This is a genomic window from Rhizobium sp. CF142, assembly GCF_000281145.1.
In the GTDB taxonomy this organism is placed as follows: domain Bacteria; phylum Pseudomonadota; class Alphaproteobacteria; order Rhizobiales; family Rhizobiaceae; genus Rhizobium.
This window is the reverse complement of sequence record NZ_AJWE01000095.1, coordinates 49,175-68,932: the sequence shown is the minus strand read 5'-3', so window position 1 is coordinate 68,932 and position 19,758 is coordinate 49,175. Positions and strand designations below refer to the sequence as shown.

At 61.1% G+C, this 19,758-nt stretch carries 15 protein-coding genes; 9 read left to right on the top strand and 6 right to left on the bottom strand.

From position 1 onward, the window contains the following. Positions 1 to 237: 237 nt before the first annotated feature. Positions 238 to 2,028 (top strand): heavy metal translocating P-type ATPase, encoded by a 1,791-nt coding sequence (locus PMI11_RS20160; RefSeq protein WP_244430632.1) that lies wholly within the window; start codon positions 238 to 240, stop codon positions 2,026 to 2,028. Positions 2,029 to 2,055: 27 nt separating this feature from the next. On the opposite strand, the gene PMI11_RS20155 is transcribed toward PMI11_RS20160, so the two are convergent. Further along, the gene (locus PMI11_RS20155; protein ID WP_007820651.1) at positions 2,056 to 2,526 is read right to left on the bottom strand and encodes a nucleoside deaminase; all 471 of its coding nucleotides are present in this window, start codon (positions 2,524 to 2,526) and stop codon (positions 2,056 to 2,058) included. A 247-nt stretch (positions 2,527 to 2,773) separates the two neighbouring features. Then, positions 2,774 to 3,607 (bottom strand): universal stress protein, encoded by an 834-nt coding sequence (locus PMI11_RS20150; RefSeq protein ID WP_007820648.1) that lies wholly within the window; start codon positions 3,605 to 3,607, stop codon positions 2,774 to 2,776. A 195-nt stretch (positions 3,608 to 3,802) separates the two neighbouring features. Between PMI11_RS20150 and PMI11_RS20145 the strand changes: the two genes are divergently transcribed. Beyond that, complete coding sequence (locus PMI11_RS20145) at positions 3,803 to 4,687, top strand: AraC family transcriptional regulator (protein ID WP_007820645.1); 885 nt, start codon at positions 3,803 to 3,805, stop codon at positions 4,685 to 4,687. Between the two features lie 79 nt (positions 4,688 to 4,766). Here the strand turns inward: PMI11_RS20145 and PMI11_RS20140 are convergent, their stop codons facing one another. Together PMI11_RS20140 and PMI11_RS20135 are read right to left on the bottom strand one after the other, a co-directional pair. Further along, positions 4,767 to 5,204 (bottom strand): VOC family protein, encoded by a 438-nt coding sequence (locus tag PMI11_RS20140; RefSeq protein ID WP_007820644.1) that lies wholly within the window; start codon positions 5,202 to 5,204, stop codon positions 4,767 to 4,769. Positions 5,205 to 5,442: 238 nt separating this feature from the next. Beyond that, the gene (locus PMI11_RS20135) at positions 5,443 to 6,279 is read right to left on the bottom strand and encodes an AraC family transcriptional regulator (RefSeq protein WP_051034612.1); all 837 of its coding nucleotides are present in this window, start codon (positions 6,277 to 6,279) and stop codon (positions 5,443 to 5,445) included. Positions 6,280 to 6,515: 236 nt separating this feature from the next. Here PMI11_RS20135 and PMI11_RS20130 point away from each other — a divergent pair, with 236 nt between their 5' ends. Both PMI11_RS20130 and PMI11_RS37385 read left to right on the top strand, forming a co-directional pair. Further along, a complete protein-coding gene (locus tag PMI11_RS20130; protein WP_081493284.1) occupies positions 6,516 to 9,374 on the top strand; it encodes an autotransporter family protein in 2,859 nt (952 codons plus the stop codon). A gap of 135 nt (positions 9,375 to 9,509) precedes the next feature. Beyond that, entirely contained in the window at positions 9,510 to 9,656 is a 147-nt protein-coding gene (locus PMI11_RS37385) for a hypothetical protein (protein ID WP_007820638.1), read from the top strand. A 76-nt stretch (positions 9,657 to 9,732) separates the two neighbouring features. On the opposite strand, the gene PMI11_RS37380 is transcribed toward PMI11_RS37385, so the two are convergent. Then, the gene (locus tag PMI11_RS37380) at positions 9,733 to 9,999 is read right to left on the bottom strand and encodes a hypothetical protein (RefSeq protein ID WP_157179661.1); all 267 of its coding nucleotides are present in this window, start codon (positions 9,997 to 9,999) and stop codon (positions 9,733 to 9,735) included. A gap of 53 nt (positions 10,000 to 10,052) precedes the next feature. Between PMI11_RS37380 and PMI11_RS20125 the strand changes: the two genes are divergently transcribed. Further along, on the top strand, positions 10,053 to 10,679 hold the full coding sequence (locus tag PMI11_RS20125) for a cysteine hydrolase (protein ID WP_007820636.1): 627 nt from the start codon (positions 10,053 to 10,055) through the stop codon (positions 10,677 to 10,679). Positions 10,680 to 10,706: 27 nt separating this feature from the next. Here PMI11_RS20125 and PMI11_RS20120 read toward each other — a convergent pair whose 3' ends face one another. After that, entirely contained in the window at positions 10,707 to 12,713 is a 2,007-nt protein-coding gene (locus PMI11_RS20120) for an ABC transporter ATP-binding protein/permease (RefSeq protein WP_007820635.1), read from the bottom strand. A 519-nt stretch (positions 12,714 to 13,232) separates the two neighbouring features. Here PMI11_RS20120 and PMI11_RS20115 point away from each other — a divergent pair. The 4 genes from PMI11_RS20115 (at position 13,233) to PMI11_RS20105 (ending at position 19,757) form a co-directional block, all read left to right on the top strand. Next, positions 13,233 to 16,511 (top strand): autotransporter domain-containing protein, encoded by a 3,279-nt coding sequence (locus PMI11_RS20115; RefSeq protein WP_007820634.1) that lies wholly within the window; start codon positions 13,233 to 13,235, stop codon positions 16,509 to 16,511. A 125-nt stretch (positions 16,512 to 16,636) separates the two neighbouring features. Then, a complete protein-coding gene (locus PMI11_RS20110) occupies positions 16,637 to 17,479 on the top strand; it encodes a DeoR/GlpR family DNA-binding transcription regulator (RefSeq protein ID WP_007820632.1) in 843 nt (280 codons plus the stop codon). Positions 17,480 to 17,568: 89 nt separating this feature from the next. Next, positions 17,569 to 18,018, top strand: a complete 450-nt coding sequence (locus PMI11_RS37605) for a hypothetical protein (RefSeq protein ID WP_007820627.1) — start codon at positions 17,569 to 17,571, stop codon at positions 18,016 to 18,018. A 32-nt stretch (positions 18,019 to 18,050) separates the two neighbouring features. Beyond that, on the top strand, positions 18,051 to 19,757 hold the full coding sequence (locus PMI11_RS20105) for an adenylate/guanylate cyclase domain-containing protein (RefSeq protein ID WP_007820624.1): 1,707 nt from the start codon (positions 18,051 to 18,053) through the stop codon (positions 19,755 to 19,757). Position 19,758: the final 1 nt, after the last annotated feature.

Here is a 19,758-nt window from a genome sequence, read left to right as displayed (position 1 = left end):
TCGCCGACCCCTCCGGCGCTTGAGAGAGATCAAGGAAAAATCCTGCTATTGTGCCAGATTCCTGGCGCATAACGGGTATCGGGCGACGAGTTCTGAGCATCGATGCTGCGCACCCGAAAGGAAGATGGGAGGCATGCGACCATGAGCGTTCTGGACGAGCCGAAGGCTTACCCCCGAATTCGCATTTTCGCGGAATTGCCGGCATGGATGCCCAGCGTTGGCTTAAGGTCGACGATCATGGCGTTGGCATCTCTCATCGGTCTGGTGGCGGCCTTCGTCCTGTTCCTGCTGGGCTACGGTTCTGCAAGCCTGTTCGTGCTGGCGGCAAGCACCTGCATTGCTCTCGCATTCCTGTTGATCGACATCTTTGCCAAGCTCAGAAACGGTGATCTCGGTCTCGACCTGATCGCTGCGCTCGCAATGGGCGCGACCCTCTGGTTCGGCGAATATCTTGCCGGAGCGATCGTCGCCCTCATGTATGCCGGCGGCCAGTTTCTGGAAGCCTATGCGCATCGGCGTGCCGACGAAGGCATGACGGCCCTGCTGGCGCAGGTGCCGCGAACGGCACTTCGCCTGCGCCAGAATGGTATCGAGGAAGTCCCCATTCCGGAACTTGCGGTGGGTGATATGCTGATGATCCGCAGAGGCGACGTCATCCCCGCCGACGGCACGCTGATGACAGGCCATGCATCGATCGATCAGTCCGTCCTGACCGGCGAAGCCTTTCCGGTCATCGTCTCCAGCGGCGAGAGGATTTCGAGCGGCGCCACCAATGCCGGGGACGCGATCGAGATCAGGGTGGAAAGCCGCGCCGAGGACAGTACCTATTCCGGCATCGTCAAGCTGGTCGAGGCATCGAAGCGTTCCAAGGCGCGGATAGCGCGGCTGGCCGATCGATATGCGATCGCCTTTCTTCTCCTGACGCTGGCAATAGCGCTCGGCGCCGCCATCCTGTCCGGTGACATGGCGCGGATCGTCGCGGTTCTCGTCGTTGCAACCCCCTGCCCGCTGATCCTCGCCGTTCCCGTCGCCCTTGCGGCCGGAACCTCGAAGGCGGCAAAGGCGGGCGTGCTGGTGAAGGGCGCAGGTCCGCTGGAGATCCTGGCCGACGCCTCCGTCGCGGTCTTCGACAAGACCGGCACGCTAACGGCGGGCGATCCCGAGGTCGTCTCCATCGACGGGCCGGAAGGACCGGACAGGATCTTGCGGCTTGCCGCCTCGCTGGACCAGGCATCCTCGCATGTCGTCGGGCGCGCGATCGTCAGGGAGGCGCAGAGACGCCAATTGGTCCTGTCACGCCCGGTGGAGGTGACGGAACTTCCGGGCGCCGGCATCTCCGGGCTTGTCGACGGTATCGGAGTGAGCGTTGGCGGCGATACCTATTTCACGCCCGAGGGCAGGCCGCCGCGCGCCCCCGAGAAAAAAGGCACAATGCAGGCAAGCGTCTTCATTGATGGCCGGCTTGCGGGCGAGATCGGCTTCGAGGATCGCCTGCGCGGCGATGCCGTCGAACTTGTGGCCAAGCTCCGCAAGCTGGGTTTCGGCAGGATCGTGCTTGCGAGCGGCGATGAGCGCAGCGTCGCTGCCGCCATTGCCGGCTCGCTGTCGCTGGATGCCGTCGAGGCGCGATTGTCTCCCGTCGAGAAGGTCGAGGTCATCGCCAGGGAGCGCGCAGCGAGTAAACGCCGGGGCGGAAAGGTTCTCATGGTCGGCGACGGCGTCAACGATGCTCCGGCACTCGCAGCCGCCGATGTCGGCATCGCCGTTGGCGCCACCAATCTTGCGGCTGCAGCGGAAGCCGCCGACATCGTCCTGATTCGCAACGATCTGGGCAGGATCGCCTCGGCCATCGAAATAGCGAGACGCTCCCGCGCCATCGCGGTCCAGAGCATTTTCGCGGGCATCGGCCTCTCGCTCGTCGCCATGATCTTTGCCGGCGCCGGCTTCCTGCCGCCGGTCACGGGGGCCATGCTCCAGGAAGTAATCGATGTGGCCGTGATCCTGAACGCGCTCAGGGCACTGCGCTAGGCAATCAATGCGTCCCGGACCGAGACTCTAGCCCTTGCCCAGATGCTTCGGCCAGAATGCCTTATGGACTTCGGCGGCTTCCTCTTCGATGTTCGGGCCATCGACGGTGACGATGCGCGCACCGGTTTGCAGCACCGCCCGGCTCGGTACGTTCAACCCGATCCCGGCGATTTCGCCAAGCCGCACCTCCGAGCAAGCAAACACCATACGCCCGATGCCCGACCAATAAATCGCCCCGGAGCACATCGCGCACGGCTCCGTGCTGGTGTAGAGCGTGCAGTCGGCAAGATATGCAGTGTCGTAATGCCGTGCCGCCAGTTTGATCAGGTTCATCTCGGCGTGGTTCGTCATATCATGACCGGTGAAGACGCTGTTTTCGGCGCGCAGGATGACTTTGCCGTCCTTCACCAGCACGGAGCCGAACGGTTCGTCTCCCTGTTCCACCGCGGATTTCGAGAGCGCAATCGCCTCGCGTAAAAACGGCTCGTGGTTTTCCATCAGCGTCTCCCCTCTAAAGCTAGAGCGGGGTGATCTTCCCTTGGATCCGAGAGATTTCCAAGGGCTACAAATGGGCTACAAGGCGCCGATCCGTATCGTCGCGCCGTCATCGTCCGGCTCCAGTCAATGAGTCTGAGCCTGCCGGGGAACAGGCAGAAACAGACGATGTCGCCGTCAACTGCACCCATCGGGATCTCAGATGACGGCGACGAACTTTATCGGTTCTCTGGTCTCCCGCGCGGGAGGCTCAGTGGGCGAGGAACAAGGGCAGCTGGCAATCCTCGATCATCCTGCGGGTCACGCCGCCGAACAGGCTCTGCTGCCATCTCGGATGATTGTAGGCGCCCATGACGATCAGGTCGGCGCCCATATCCACCGCGTGCCTGGTGATGATCGCGTCCGCATTCCTGCCTTCGCTCGAAAGGCGATCGACCTGGACCTTGACGCCATGGCGGGTAAGGAAGGCTGCTATGTCGGCGCCCGGCTCTTCACCGTTGGTGCGCATGCGCGCGACCGGGTCGACCATCGTCACATGAACGATCTCGGCTCTTTCCAGAAGATCGAGCGACTGGCGGGCGGCCCGCGCTGCCTCGTTGCTGGAATCCCATGCCAGCACCACAGCCCTCGGCGACGTGGTGATGGCCTGTTGCCCACGGTTGATCAGGATCGGCGTCGGCGCCTGGAAAAGCGCACCATCGAAGATCCGCTTTCTGAGGTCGGCATCCTCGGCCGCGTCAGATCCCAGGAGCACGACATCGGCATAGAGCGCGCGCTGGGCGATATCCTCGTCGGCCCATGCAAATTCCGTGTAGAGATCTTGGACCTCGAACGAGAGGTCGCTGTCTGCAAGCACCTCCTTGATCTTCGCAGCCGTCGTCGCAAGTTCGTCGATCTCCCGCTGCCTCTCATCCAGCCAGATGGTGGAGATGGCATCGTATTGGCTGAGTGACGGGGCCGCGCCGATGGAAACAGCGAGCGCGGTCAGATGTGCTCCATAGGTGGCGCAGAAGCTCGCAGCACTTTTCAGATCCTGCTCGTATCTGTTGCTTTTGAGGATGCTCAGAACTGTCGTAATGGCCATGATGGCTACCCTCCGTGAATGGATGTCACGACGGTAGCGATCTGATCCGCTGCAGTCTTTGACATCAGTCAACAACGATCCGCCTCCCCCTTTTTGCCATTGTCGACGGTCTGCGACCCGTGACAAAACCGCAAGATCGGTCGAGCGTGCCATGTCTGGCTGCGCTTAGTTGGCGCGGCCACGGAGAACGGAACGATGAAGGCGGCGCTTCAGAACTATCATGCCCGGATGCAGCGGGTGCTGGATCACATAGACCGGCATCTGGACGGCGATCTGGACCTGGACGCGCTGAGCAGTGTCGCAGCCTTCTCGAAGTTTCACTTTCACCGGCAGTTCTCGGCAACCTTCGGCTTGTCGGTGCATCGCTATGTCCAGCTCGCCCGTTTGAAGCGCGCTTCACACCGGCTGGCCGCAAAGGACGACCAGAGCGTCACCGACATAGCGATGGACGCCGGTTACGGTGCGCCTGATGCCTTCGCCCGCGCCTTTCGGCAACGGTTCGGGCAATCGCCTTCGTCGTTCAGGAAGTCTCCCGACTGGGCTCCGTGGTTTGCCGCCTTCAGGCCCCTCGAAAATGCAAGGAGCAAACTCATGCAGATAACCTATGAAGAAGACGATGTGACGATCCGCGATGTGCCGGTGACACCGGTGGCGATCCTGGAGCACCGGGGCGACCGGGCGACCCTCGGCGCCAGCATTGAGCGGTTCATCGCCTGGCGCAAAGCCGCCGGCCTGTCACCAGAGACAAGCGCTACCTTCAACATCTTCCGATCGCCGAGAACCCCCGCGATTCCCGCCGATTACAGCATGGACCTGTGTGTCGGGACCGACCGACCGATCGATGCGGATGATGAGGTGATGAAAGCCGGCGTGATCCCGGGCGGACGCTGCGCGGTCATCCGCGTCATCAACGATACCCACAATCTGGAGCCCGCCGCACTCTACCTTTATCGCGACTGGCTTCCGGCCAGCGGCGAGGAGGCGCGCGACTTCCCGATCTATTGCCAGCGGCATTTTTCCTTCCCTCCGAATGTGCCGGTCCATGAGGTCGTCGTCGAATTGTTTCTGCCGCTGAAATAGCGCCCTGCGACAGCGGCCTGTCCCTTCCGATCGCAGGGAAACGGACAGGCCGCGATCCAGCCAGCCGTGAAGGATGCGCTCAGCCGAGTTCCTGGGCGAGCCCGATGAGGACGCCTTCAGGCCCACGGATGTAGCAGAGCCGATACGCGTCCCTATACTGGACGACTTCGCCGACGAGCTGCGCACCGCGCGTGCGCAGCCTCTCAAGCGTCTCGTCGATGTCATCGACGGCGAACATGACGCGGAGGTAGCCGAGCGCGTTGACCGGGGCATTCCGGTGATCTGCGACGACATCAGGCTTGAGGAAGCGGGAGAGCTCGAGCCGGCTATGGCCATCAGGCGTGCGCATCATGGCAATCTCGACATGCTGATCGCCGAGCCCGGTGATACGTCCAGCCCACTCTCCTTCGACCATGGCCCGCCCTTCGAGCTCGAGGCCAAGTTCGCGAAAGAAATCAATCGCCTCTCCAAGGTCCTCGACGACGATTCCAACATTGTCCATCCGCTTGAGCGCCATGTTTCCAATCTCCAACTGTCGTTTCAATCGACGAGATGTCGCCTCGTCGAACATAGGACGTTTGAGGTCCCCCAACACCGACAGCCGTCCAGGCGAATTCGCTGCTGTCGACATCAGAAGCTTGAATATTGGACCGCCTCAAACCGCCGCTGGAACAATTCCGCATGGCCGCGCCGCCGCCACCTGATGAGGCAGAACCTGGGGCTCCGCGCGAAGCTCCGCTCAGGACAGATCAGTTTCAGCCTGCCAAAGGAAGGACAATGTCGAGGTTCTGCATCGCGCCGACATGGTTCCAGGGGGGCGAATTGTAGAATTCATATCCCCCGTTGCCATCAGGCAGGAACATTTCGCCGGATGCCGCGAGCCAATCGACGCTGACGAATTCGTAGGTCCGGAGGATCTCGGCGTAAGAACCTGAATGGTTCATGGAAACATAGCGGCCCGCCCGAAACTGCAGCGGCGACAGGGCGGTATTGTCAGTGGGAAAACCCTGATCCACGACAGCACAGTCGAAGCGGACAAGTTCCCCCGGCGTGATCAGCGGCGTGTCGAGGGTGATGCCGACCGGCCGCGCTTCTTCAAGCGGAAAGCCGATCCGCTCCAGATAGTCGGCAAATTTCCGCCAGTTGTCCTCGACCAATGCATAGGATCCATAGAACCGCATGGCCAGAAGCCTCATTTCCGGACGCTGGCCGACTTTCACGCGCGCCAGGTCCGTCTTTTCCGGTCTCGGCCGAGCCGGCAGCACCTTCTGGGCCGCGACACGGTAATCCGAAGGCGTCAATCCGAATTGCCTTTGGAAAGCGCGGATGAAAGCCTCATGGCTGGCATAGCCGGCATTGAACGCGATGTGCGTGATTGGCTGCCCGCTCATCTGCAGGTTCATCGCCGCACGGTCGAGCCGTGTGCGGCGCATGTAGGCGCTAGGCGACTCTCCCATGACCTCCTGGAACTGCCGCTGGAAGTGAAACGGACTGAGCCCGAGATGGGCCGAAATGTCCTGCAAGGTCGTCGACGCGGCGGGAGTACGCTCGATCATGCGCACGGCGCGCGCAATGCGGGGATGGTCAAGCATTCGCGGAGGCGGCGCCTTCCGGAACGAAGACGCATTGTAACCCGCCGGGGGCGGATCGTAAGCCGGCTCCCGATCGGAACTTTCGAAATCATCGTTCATTGAAAATATCAAAGACTACAGTTGGATAAGGTGCTTCACCTTAGCCCCACCGCAAGTTTTATCAAGTCAGTGGACGCGTCTTCCGTGTAAAGAAACTCATTCCTGTGCGATATTTTAAAACCGCTGCGAGTTTTTTCATGACATTCTCCCTGCCTGGCCGTCCGGCTCCAACCTTTCGACGGCTGTTCGAGACGCCGGAAAGCTGCGAGAGCAACCGGCATGATCGGACTCTTCCGGGCAGGACGTTCATGCGGCGCATCATGGTTGGCCCGCTTTCCCTGATTCTTCTTTCGATGACCGTGCTGTTCTGCGCGGCAACGTCTTCCGCCCAGTCCGCCCCGGTCGTTACCTCCGTTTCGGTCCCGGCGAATGGATTTTACAGCGTCGGAGACAGCCTGACCTTTGCCGCACAATTCAGCGAGAACGTAATCGTCGGCGGCACACCATACATCTCCGTGGTGGTCGGCAGCGCGACGCGTGCGGCTTTCTACCTGTCGGGAAGCGGGACGAGTTCGCTTATGTTCAGATATGCGGTCCAAGCCGGCGACATGGACCTGAACGGCGTGCAGCTCGGAGCCGTGATCAGCCTGAACGGCGGCACCATCGGGAACGCCGGAGGTGAAGCGGCCGGCGTCGGCCTCAACAATGTCGGTTCCACCGCCGGCGTCTTCGTCAATACGCAGAGCCCGACCGTCGTGACCGCCGTTGTCGGCAATCCGCCGCCGAACGCCACGCAGGTGACGTTCCAGATCGTATTTTCCGAGGCCGTGACAGGCCTGTCATTGGCGGACATTGTCTTGACCACGACAGGAACCGCCAACGCCGCGCTGGCCAACCTCCGAACCTCTGACAATATTACCTATGAGGTTGATGCCCAGACTATTTCCGGCCTGGGCACTCTTCGTGTCGATATCCCGGCAGGTTCCGCCCAGAACATCGGAGGCAACGGCAACCTGGCAGGGACCGGAGCGCCCTGGACTGCCGGCCTCTCACCCAACGCCGATCTGTCGCAGCTGCAGCCCAGTCAAGGGAGCCTTAGCCCGGCTTTCAATCCGAATACGCAGACCTATTCGATTTCGGTGGCCAACAATGTCACCGCGATCGCGCTGACGCCTGTCGTCTCCGAGCCGAACGCGACTGTCGCAGTCAACGGTTCTCCGGTCGCTTCCGGAAGCGCCAGCGGTTCCATTCCCCTTGCTGTGGGCCAGACGCCGATTGCTGTCGTCGTCACCGCGCAGGACGGAACGGTGAAGACCTACGATGTCACCGTGACACGTGCCGCCTCCGCGACGGCCGATCTCGCTGCGCTGGTTCCCGGCACCGGAACGCTCGCCCCTGGCTTCAGCCCGAGCATCCTGGCCTATCAGCTTGCACTGGGTAATGCGGTTGCCAGCATTACGTTTACGCCGACGGTTTCCGACCCCACGGCGACCGTCGCCGTGAACGGCAGCCTCGTAGCTTCCGGGGCGGCAAGCAGCTCGCTTGCGCTGGCGGTCGGGTCAAACCAGGTATCCATTCTCGTAACGGCGCAGAATGGCGCGACCCGCACCTACCTTGTCGACGTCATAAGGTCCGGTCCGGGGCCGACGGCCACTTCCCGCACCATCCAGGTCATGGCGGGAACGACTGTTACAGTCGATCTTACGGCGGGCGCGACCGGGGCACCCTTCACCACAGCCGCATTCACCTTTTTATCCAACCCGGAAGCGGGAAGCGCGTATCTCGACGCACCGCAAAAGCGGCTCACCTTTGCAGCCAGCCCTTCATTCGCAGGGTCGGCCCAGGTTGGTTATACGCTCTCGAACACCTCCGGCACCACGGTTCAGGCAACGATCACATTCGCCGTTGCCGCCCTTCCCGATCCGACTCAGGATCCCGATGTGGTGGGCCTTCTCAATGCGCAGGTGGATGCCGCCAGGCATTTTGCCCAATATCAGACGCGCAACTTCAACAACCGCCTGGAGCAGCTGCACGACGAGGGCGACCGCCAGCGCCGATCGCTTGATATCCGCCTTGGGCTTCGCCGCTCCGACAATGGCGGCCCCAATGGCGGGATCGTCAATGCCGAGCGCCAGTTCGGCTGGCCAGGCGGCAGCGAGCCAGACCTCACCGCCCCCTCCGTATCCGGCCGGCAAGGCAACGACTCAACCCCGGAGCTCCAAGGGCCGGATCTCGGACCGTTTGCGATCTGGTCCGGCGGGTTCGTCGATTTCGCAGATACGGGCAACAGCGGCCTGGACATCGGATCGACCACGGTCGGAGTGAGCGCCGGCGTGGATTACCGGTTTTCCGATCGCTTCGTCGGCGGCTTCGGGCTGGGATATGGCCACGACAGGAGCGATGTCGGCGATAGCGGCACGGAAAGCCGCGGCGCAGCCTACAGCGCGGCGATCTACGGCTCCTTCAAGGCAGCTGACAACCTGTTCCTCGACGGCCTGATAGGCGCAGGGCGGCTCGATTTCGATTCAAGCCGTTACATCGCCTCTACCGGGGATTTCGCTGCCGGAAACAGGGATGGGCGGCAGATCTTCGGCTCCCTCACCGCCGCCTACGAATTCCGGGACAAGAAATGGCTGATCTCTCCATACGGCCGGTTCGACCTGTCCAGGTCTTGGCTCGACGGGTTCACCGAGAACGGCGGGGGCATCTACGGCCTGACCTATGGCGATCAGACTGTCGATACGGCCGCGGGCGTTATCGGCCTTCGCCTGAATTATACCGTCCTGATGGACTGGGGAACGCTGACACCCGGCATGCGGGCGGAATATACCCGTGATTTCGCAAGCTCGAGCCGGCTGCGGCTGGGATATGCCGACATCGGCACGTTCCCCTACGAACTCGAAGCGGAAGAAACCGGGGATGACTATTCGACACTCGGGCTCTCGCTCGATGCCGCGTTGCTGAACAACTGGGCGTTCGGCATGGAATACCGGGCGGCTGTCGGCAGCGGAAGGCAGGACCATGCCATCAGCGTGAGGATAAGGAGTGAATTCTAGAGCATGTCGCGCAAAACGGTGCAGCGGTTTTGCGATAACGACATGCATAAAACAAAGCGATAAAGCGTGGCAGGCCAATCTTGGAGATCGCGACACGCTTTAGCAAGGGCGGCGATAAAACCGCCAGCACCGTCAATGGCACAGCGCAAAAGCGCGTACGCGCCCATCCATATCATGGGCGCGATGATGTTCGACCGAGAGAATGTCGATCAGGTCGGCGAGTTTGAAATGGTGCTCGCAGCCGCCAACGTCGATGTGAATCTGGTTGTCGCTGATGTGTAAGTCGACGGCAACGAAGTTTCTCTCTTCGCCCTCATCCAATACCGATACAATAAACAGAGGCCCCTCCCTCTTTCGCTTATCCCTTTTTATAGAGTAAATCGGTGAATTCTTTATTATTAGCAGTTAATAATAATTTGTACTGAATAGATTGCCATAGTTCAATATGCGGCGGGCAGAAATGCACCCTTGCGATCATTTTGCGATCAAAGGCAGGCGAGCCAAAAGCTGCTGTGTCTTTGAACCGTGCAGACGGCAGAGACCTTGATGGCTTTGAGATCGTCAGAGCATTTTCTTTTTTCAGATTGCGGCATCTGAACTGTGCGAGCTCTGGATTGCTGTTCAAATAGACATCCATGCCCTACTTAAGGGCGGTCACCATTGTCAGGGAACGCGCCGATGACGATACCCACGGCACTTGCAGACTGGCTTTCTCCCCATCGAACCGCATTGCTGGTCTACGACATGCAGATCGGCATTGCCCGGCAGGTTCCGGGCGCAGACGAAACGAGCCGTCGCATCGTTGAGATCGCCGCCGCCGCCCGACGCGCCGGGATGAGAATTGCCTTCTGCCGCCATCTTTCCCTGCCCAAGCCTTGGATGGGGCTGTTTGCGACGCGCATGGCAATGGCATGGCAACGCACCGATGACCCCGAGGCTGTAGAACCCTGGTTCCTGAGGGACAATGAAGCGGTTCAGATCATTCCGGAACTCCATCCGCAGGAGCAGGATTTCGTATTCGACAAGCTCGGAATGTCGGCTTTCGAGGGAACGCCGCTCGCAATTGCCCTGCGGGATGCCGGCCTTTCGGCATTGGCGATCTGCGGAATTGCGATGGAGATCGGCATAGAGCCGACCTGCCGCCACGCCGCCGACCTCGGCATCGTCCCGATCCTGATCGAAGACGCGTGCGGATATGGGGATGCGGATGCCGCCAGACGATCCGTCGATTCCCTTCGCTTCATGGGCGACACCATTCTGTCGAATACGCAGGAATTCCTGTCAGCCGTCGCTCGTCCGCACTAGCGCCGGCCCGGACACTCAAGGCGCACGTCACTTTTTCTTGCCGGACAGTTCCGCCTTGCCCGAACCCGTGCTGCCCTTCGCCAGGGAGCGCGGACTGTCCAGAAAGCGCGAAAGCATGTTCCGCTTCCTCTTGCGCGGGATGAGATCGATGTCGCTCACGAGCTTTGCGCCGCCCTCGCGCCGCTCCAGGGTGATCTTGCGGCTATGGAAGACTTCGAGCTCGGCGCGGTGCGCCACACTGACGATGGTGACCTTGGGCAATTCCTCGATCACCATCTCCATCATCCTGTCCTGGCTCTTCTCATCGAGCGCCGAGGTCGCTTCATCGAGCACGATGATGTCAGGGTTGTGGAGCAGCAGGCGCGCGAAGGCCAGCCGCTGTTTTTCGCCGCCCGACAGGATCTGGTCCCACGGCGCCTCTTCCTCGAGCTTCTCGTTCAGATAGTCGAGCCCGACCTTCTGAAGGGCCGTTTTGATCTCATCCAGCGGCCAGCCGTCGGCGGCATTGGGGTAGGCGACGGCGCGGCGCAGCGTGCCCGAGGGGATATAGGGCCGCTGCGGCAGCATGAACAATTGCCTGTCGGCATGGAAATTGACGCTGCCGCGACCCCAGGGCCAGAGACCTGAAATGGCGCGTACCAGCGTGCTCTTGCCCGAACCGGATTCGCCCGCAACCAGCACCCGCTCGCCCGGCTCGATCTCGACCTGCGTTTCAGTGACCACGGCGGTGCCATCGTCCAGCGAGACGGCGAGATCGTTGAGAGCAAGCATCGCCTCGCTCTTCGTTTCGCCGTGCTGGATCCGCCCCAGCGCATCGCTCTGTTCTGCTCGTTCCAGCCCGTCGAGCGACATCATCAGCGAGGCGACGCGCCGCGCACAGGCATTCCAGTCGGCAAGGCGCGGATAGTTGTCGACCAGCCACCCAAAGGCGGTCTGGACGATGGCGAAGGCTGACGCTGCCTGCATTACCTCACCCAGCGTCATGCTGCCTTCCAGAAATTTCGGCGCGCAGAGCAGCACCGGCACGACAGGCGCAATCAGCATCGACCCATGCGATACGAAGGTCGTACGCATATACTGGTGGGACAGCTGCGCCCATTGGCGCAGCACATTGGTAAAAGTCTTGTCGAGGTCGTTGCGCTCCTCCTCTTCGCCGCCGAGAAGCGCGATGCTCTCGCCGTTCTCGCGCACATGCGTCAGCGTATAGCGAAACTCGGCTTCCACCTGGTTCTTGACCTCGGAGACCCGAACGAAATGCCGGCCGATGACAGCGATCGTCGTCGAGGTGATCGCAGCGTAAAGCACTGCCGTAACGACGAGGAAGCCGGGAATGGTGATCGACATCCCGCCGATCGGGAACGTCAGGGCACCACCGATCGTCCACAGAACCACGATGAAGGTCGAAGCCGAGAGAAAGGCCGAGATGACGCCGGCGATGAAATCGACGGGCGATTCCGTCGCGATCCGCAGATCCTCGGAAATACGCGCCTCGGGGTTCTTGTGATCGCCGCCGATGAGGTTCAGCTGATAGTAACGGCCGTTGGCAAGCCAGCGCGCAATCAGTGCAGTCGCCAGCCAGCGGCGCCAGTGTCGCTGGATCATCATGCGGACATAGACTTGCGATGTCACGAGAACGACACTGCCGGCCACGAGCGGCAGGAAGACGGCGCTCAGATAGTAGACGGTGCCGGCATCGTGCCGCTCTATGGCGTCGAATATGCCGCGGTTCCACCTGTTGATCCCATATTGGAAGCCGACATTCATGCCGATCATGACCAGCAGCCCGATGGAGCATGGCCAGGCGAAACCATCGCCGCTGCGGCCCCAATAGCCGCGCGCGCTGATCCAGAAACGCTTCAGCAGATATTTCTTGCGCGCCTGCTCGGCCTCCTCCGGTGTCAGGTCCGGATCGGGTTCGATAACATCTGGCGGCGGCGCGACTTCGGCAGTCGATGCCTTCCCCTGGGGTGTCTCCTCGGCACCATCAGGCTTGGCGCCGTCGACCGATTTCGGCTTCAGTTTTGCGTCGGTCATGCCAGCGAAAACGGATTACCAATCGAAAGGTTTCACGATGGGGAAGAGAGATGCGCCGGAACCGGCAGCGTTCCGCGGGTCGATGATCGCCGGGTGGTCAGCCGGGCGTCTTCGACCGGACTTTTGCGGCGCCGTCCGGCGAAGAACCCGGGCCCGGAGCGTAGCACACCGGGCGGCGGCAAGCCTGCTTGAAAAGGGGCTGCTCCCCCTCGCATAGGGCGCACCGAAGGCAGATTGAACGCCAGACCTCACACCCTCTGCGACGGCGTGGGCCGTGCGATCATAGGGCTCTCATCAACGTGTCCCGACCCTCGGCTCCGACAATGGAATGATGCCTTCCGCCAACCAATTCCGGTTCTTGCAACAGAGCCGCCAGCCCACGAAATGACCGTCACCGTCCAAAATGTAAAAAAACTGACATTGAAGTATGAAAGGTGACGTTCCGTTAATCAACGCACGGTGTTGAGGGATTTTCCGCCTCTCGCACTCGTGTGGAATTTCATTTCAACGGAGCGTGATGTGTTTATCCAAAATCCAATTTCCAGGACCGATACTAAGAGACGCAGCCTGACAGCGCGGCTGCTGTCGGGTGCAGCCCTATCCATGTTGATCGCCGGTTCGGCTCATGCCGACGATGGCACCCTTCGGCTGCTGTCGCTGAATATCTGGAACAAGTTCAAGCAGACGCCCGCACTGACCAAGGATTTCATGGTCGCTGGCAACTGGGACGTGCTGATGTTTCAGGAGGCTAACGGCAGCAAATACGTCTCCGACATCCCCGGCATGCTGCAGAATGCCGGCCTTGGAACCTATGGTGGCCAATTGATCGGAGACGTCGGCCTGATCTCGCGACTCCCCGGCACCTACGGCACCTATACCGCTCCGGGTCTCACCAGCCAGGGACGCTACGTGAGCTATCAGGTTCTCGACAGCGACGCCGGACGGCCGGTGACGACAGTCGGAACGGTTCACCTCGACTACGCCGACAAGGCAGACCAGCGCGTCAAGGAAGCCAAGGCCTTGAACGCCTGGGCGAAGTCTTCGGCCAATCCGCTGATCATCAGCGGCGATTTCAACGCCGGTGACGTATCGGAGCGCGGCCTGCATTCGAAGAGCCAGCAGGAATTGCTGCTGCGCATCTATACGAAGAACAGTAACTCCTTCTACTACAGCCTGCTCCAGCAATATGCCAAGGACAAGGCGGCGCTGGACAAGTTCATCGCCGACTGGAGCCCGAAGAGCGACGCGCAGATCGATGCGGCGACCATTCCCTCCGGCCTGTTCGAGGACGAAACCTATCCCGTCGCCGGCAACACACCGCAGACGATGAATGTCCTGAAGAGGCAGTTCATGCTTCTCCAGACAGAAAGGGAGCGGGAGCAGTTCAAGCCCCATGAACTCAATGACGGTAGCGTCACCTGGCCGTCCGCGGGTGAGGACGATACCAACACCTGGGGCAGCTGGCACCGGGTGAAGATCGATCACTTCCTGGCCTCACGACCGTTCGGCAAGTGGTACACGATCGCAGATGACCCCAACGATCCCTATCTGGGTGTAATCCGCGACGTCTATGTGACCAAGCCTGATGGCACCAAGGCGCCCCTGTCCGACCATGATCCGGTCGCCCATGAATTCAAATGGATCGGACCGAGCCTGCAGACCTATCAGCAGACGGTCAACGGCGCACCGGTCAACAAGACGCGTCTCGTATGGGGCAAGGACGCCACGACCTTTGCCGGCAACGGCAAGGAATTCTATCTGTCGCGCAACAATATGCGCCGCGACGTCTATCTCGGCCAGGTTTCCGATGCGGACGGCAAGCCGATCCTGACCGGCCTCACCGAGGCCGAAAAGAAGACGTTGCTCGACTGCAAAAGCAAGGATCCGCGCTTTGCCCAGGCCATCATCGACTACTGCATCGATGATCACAGTTTCATCGGCGAGACATTGGTCACCGATGGCGGCACCGTTATCGTCGACGAGGATCTGGCTCTCGGCGGCACCGATGCGAACCTGCGTCTCGATAATGGCGCACTGCGCATCACCGGCACGGGAATGAAGAAACTCGACAGGGCCGTGGTCCTGGAATCCGGCGGCGGCACGCTCGATATCGCCGATACGGTCAATGCCGTTGTGGTGGACCGGGCGATCTCGGGCGCCGGCAGCCTGACCAAGACGGGCAAGGGCACGCTCAATCTCACGGCGACCAACACCTACACCGGCGACACCAGCGTCAGAGGGGGACGCCTCGCGGTCAACGGCTCCATCGCAACCTCGGGCATGACCACCGTCTACGACGGCGGCGTACTCGGCGGCAACGGCACTGTCGGCAACCTTGCCGTTGCGAACGGCGGCAAGGTTGCGCCGGGCAATTCGGTCGGGACGCTGCACGTCGCCGGCAATCTCAACCTTGCGAACGGCTCCGTCTACGAGGTCGAAATCGACGAAACCGGCAGGACGGATCAGATCATCGTCACCGGCCAGACGGTAATTGCCGCAGGTGCCGCGGTGAATATCGCGGCAGGCGCCGCCTACAAGCCGCTCACCAACTATTCCATTCTCACCTCGAGCGGCGGCATCCTGGGCTCCTTCGATGCGATCACCTCGAACTTCGCCTTCCTCGACCCCGGCCTGACCTATGGAAGCAACAGCCTGACGATGCGGCTGGAGCGCAACACTACGGCCTTCGCCGACGTCGCGACGACGTTCAACCAGCGCGGCGCCGCCTTCGGTGTCGACAGCCTCGGCCTCGGCACCACCGTCTACGATGCGATCATATCGCTCGATGCGGAAAGTGCCCGCTCCTCCTTCGCCCAACTGGGCGGGGAAATCCATGCATCGACCTACAGCGCGCTGCTCGACAACAGCGAGATCGCCCGCGACAGCGCATTCGATCGCCTGCGGTCGAGAATGGGCGCCGCAGATCGGGCCGTGACCGAAGTCAATATTGGCGACACCTCAGCCGGCCATGCGCAGGCGCTCGGCATCTGGAACAGGAGCTACGGAACCTGGACGAAAAAGGACCGTGACGGCAACGCCAATGGCGTGGACCATTCCGCCGGCGGCATCATGGTCGGCGCGGACGGAACGCTCGGCAACGATTGGCGGATCGGCGTCTTCGGCGGATACGGCCGCACGGCCGTTTCCATCGATGGACTGGCGTCGAAAAGCGACACCGACCAGATCGATCTCGGCGTCTATGCCGGCACCTATCTCGGCCCGATCGGGCTTCGGTTCGGTGCTGCTCATACCTGGAACAATATCGATAGCGCGCGTTCGGTCTTCCTCCCGACCTTCAGCGAGCGGCTGACCGCCGGCTACAGCGCCTCGACATCGCAGGTCTTCGGCGAGATCAGCTACCAGCAGTCGATCGGAACCGTCATGCTGGAACCCTTCGCCAATCTCGCCTATGTGAACTTCCGCAACGACGCTTTCTCCGAACACGGAGGCGCAACGGCGCTTTCCGTCGAAGGCACCACCCAGCAGGCCATCTTCACGGAAATCGGCCTCAGAGCCGCAACGGAGTTCAACCTGCAGGAAACGGTCGGAACGCTGCAGGGCTCGGTCAGCCTGCGTCATGCCAATGGCGATACCCAGCCTGAGACGAAGATGGCCTTCTCGGGCGGCAGCTCATTTGACGTGCGCGGTGCGCCGCTTGCGGAAAATGTTGCCGTGGTGAACGCCGGTGTGAACTTCAATCTCGGCTCGAACGCCGCTCTGGCCGTCTCCTATACCGGCCAGTTTGGTTCTGGCGCCAGCCAGAACGGCATCAATGGCTATCTCGGCGTCAAGTTCTGACACCCTGCAGCCTCCTTCTTCCCGAAATTAGTTTTTCATGAAATGAGTTTTCTCCCCGCACGCCGCTTGATAAGCGTTGTGCGGGGTTTTGATGTGATGGACACCTCTGAAAGGCCGGCACCACCATGCATTTTGCAGACAATCACGACGATGGAGGCAAGAAGGAGCGCCGGCAGGATTTTCTCATCCGTTATCTCGAGCAATATCAGTATATCTCGCTCGATGACATCGTCTCGCTCTGTTCCGTAACGGCGCAGACCGCGCGTCGCGATATCATGGCGCTGGAACGGCAGGGCAAGCTGCGCCGAACGCATGGCGGGGCTGTCATTTCGCTTCCCATAGAAACCGGCATTTATCATCAGCGTCGTGTGAACAATGCCGAGGCCAAGCGCCTGATTGCCAACAAAATAGCTGAGCTTCTCCCGGACAACTGCTCGGTTTTCATCGATACCGGAACGACCTGCGAGGCCGTTGCCCGGGCACTCACGGTGCGCAGGAACCTTCGGGTCGTGACCTATAGCCTGAGAGTGGCGACGACCCTCAGCGAAAACACTGATTTCACGATAGCCGTTCCCGGCGGTTTCATCCGCAACGTCGATGCGGCTGTTTTCAGCGAGAATGCGCAGAATTTCATTCGGGCATTCAAGTTCGACTACGTCATCATCTCTGTCAGCGGTGTCGATAACGATGGCGACATTGGCGACGACGACTACGCCGAAGTGTCGGCTGTTCGCGCTGCCATGGGCCAGGCGGCCCGCGTCATCCTGGCGGTAGACAGCACCAAGTTCGAACGCCGTGCACTCGTTCGTCTCGGGTCGATCTCCGAGATGGACATCGTTGTCTCCGAAGCGAAGCCGTCAGAAAGGTTGCTGTCGCTGCTGGACGGCAGGAAAACTGTCTATCAAGTGGCGAATATGGATGGCGGTTCTTCAGGCTCTGCCGCAAAAATCGGCGCGACATCCGAATAACGCCTCTGCCTCCGCGGCAGCATGAACAGCCGCCTGTCGGGGTGGAGTCGGTTTCAGCTTTGCGTCGGTCATGCCAGAGGAAACCGCTGATGCTCGCCCGCAAGAGTTCAGGTCAAAAAGGGCATGACATCGACTCCATCACCAGGAAACACGGTGATGTGCGGATGGTCCTCGAACATTCGTGCGGCGGCATCAGCGGTTTTCGCCTCGACCACGAGATGGCCGCAGAATGGATTGACGGCTGCGGCGACGCCGTCCCTGGTTATGCGCGTCGTCTTGCCCACCCAGACCTAGCGCAGTTGCAGTTCGGGTCTCCCCCGGAATGCCATTTCGCAAACAGAACTGGGCACTTCCGCCGAAGCCCCCGCTCGCCCCCATTACCAGACGGTTCAAGAACCGTACGCTTTCCGTGGATACTCATTTCCGTGTCGTCCACCTCGACGCCGTCGGTCACAACGAAGGATGACGGCTCGATGGAGGTGGAGGTCGCCTGGACCTACCTCCCACCACGTGTTGACTCACTGTCAGTTGAACAATAACTTGCTAATTCAGTCGTTAGGCTTGTCCTCACATGACGGATCAATCTCTTCAGCGTCGCCTTGCCGCCATCGTCGTTGCCGATGTGGTGGGATATTCGCGCCTGATGGAGGCAGATGAAGTCGCAACGCTGGCGAACCTCAGGGAACTCCGTTCTGGCATCATCGAGCCGGCCGTGATGCGCCACAAAGGTCGCATCTTCAAGGTCATGGGCGACGGCTTCCTGATTGAATTCGGTAGCGCGGTGGAAGCGGTCGCAGCAGCGTTGGAAATGCAACGGGCCACCGCTGCTGTCGAGGCTTCCGGAGACCGGCGCCTGCTCTTGCGTATAGGCGTCAATCTGGGAGATGTCATTGACGAGGGTTCTGACGTCCTCGGCGACGGGGTCAATGTCGCGGCGCGCCTCGAGAGACAGGCCGCGCCGGGAGGCATCTGCATTTCAGGCGGCGTTCACGGCGAGATCCTCGGCAAGATCGACGACCGGTTCTTCGATGCAGGCGAACGCTACCTGAAGAACCTGACCCGCCCGGTCCACTTGTGGCATTGGCCGGATGCGCTGCAGAGCATATTGCCGCTGCCGGAAAATCCCTCGATCGCTGTATTGCCGTTCACGAATATGAGTGGGGATGAAGCGGACGCGCCTTTCGTCGACGGCTTGACCGAAGACCTGATCACCGACCTTTCCCGTACGGCCGGCCTGTTCGTCATCGCGCGCAATTCGGTCTACGGCTACAAGGGCAAGCCGGTCAACGTAAAGCTGGTCGCCCAGGAACTCGGCGTCCGCTACATCCTGGAGGGGAGCGCCAGACGCGCAATGGGCCGTGTCCGGATCAATGCCCAATTGGTCGACACGCTTGGCGGCGGGCACTTGTGGGCCGAGAGGTTCGACAGGACGGTGGAGGATGTTTTCGAACTGCAGGATGAAGTCAACGCCAAGATCGTTGAAGCCCTCGTCGGCCGGCTGACCATCCCGCCGCAGCGCAATCGGCCGAAGAACTTCGAGGCCTACGACCTGTGTGTGCGCGCCCGCCTCCTGACGGAAGAGTCGCCGCAAACCGAGCGCGAGGCCCATATGCTGCTCCAACGCGCGGTTCAGCTCGAGCCATCCTACGCCGAGGCACTCGGTCTGCTCGCCTATAACCGTTGGCTGGCCTGGACTCATTTCGGCGAGCCCGAAGATCCCAACCGCCAGATGGCGGTGACATCAGCGCAGAAGGCGGTCGACCTGGATCCCAACGATGCCGGCTGCCGCTACGTTCTGGGGACCATTTTGGCCTATGAGCGGCGATGGGAGGAATCGGAGGCCGCCTTCGCCAAGGCCCTGGAGCTGGACCCCAACCACGCCGACACCTGGGCCGCCATGTCGGACATTTCCGTGCTGGACGGCAGGGTTGCCGACGGACTGGCACAGATCGATAAAGCTCTGCGGCTCAATCCCTATCCAGCCTGCTGGTATCTTTGTCATCTTGGGCAGGCGCAATACGCCGCGCGTGACTATGAGGCGGCAACCGCTACACTCCGCAGGGAAGACACGTATCGTACCAACTCACGCAAATTCCTTGCTGCTACGCTTGCGCAGTTGGGCCACCTTGAGGAGGCGCGGCGAGAGGCAGAATTGTTCCTGATCGCCCACCCTCATTTCACGATCGGCCATTGGCTCAGCTCCCAGCCGCTGCGCGATGCATCCGTACGAGACCACTTTGTCGACGGTTTCCGAAAGGCCGGCCTGCCGGAGATGTGAG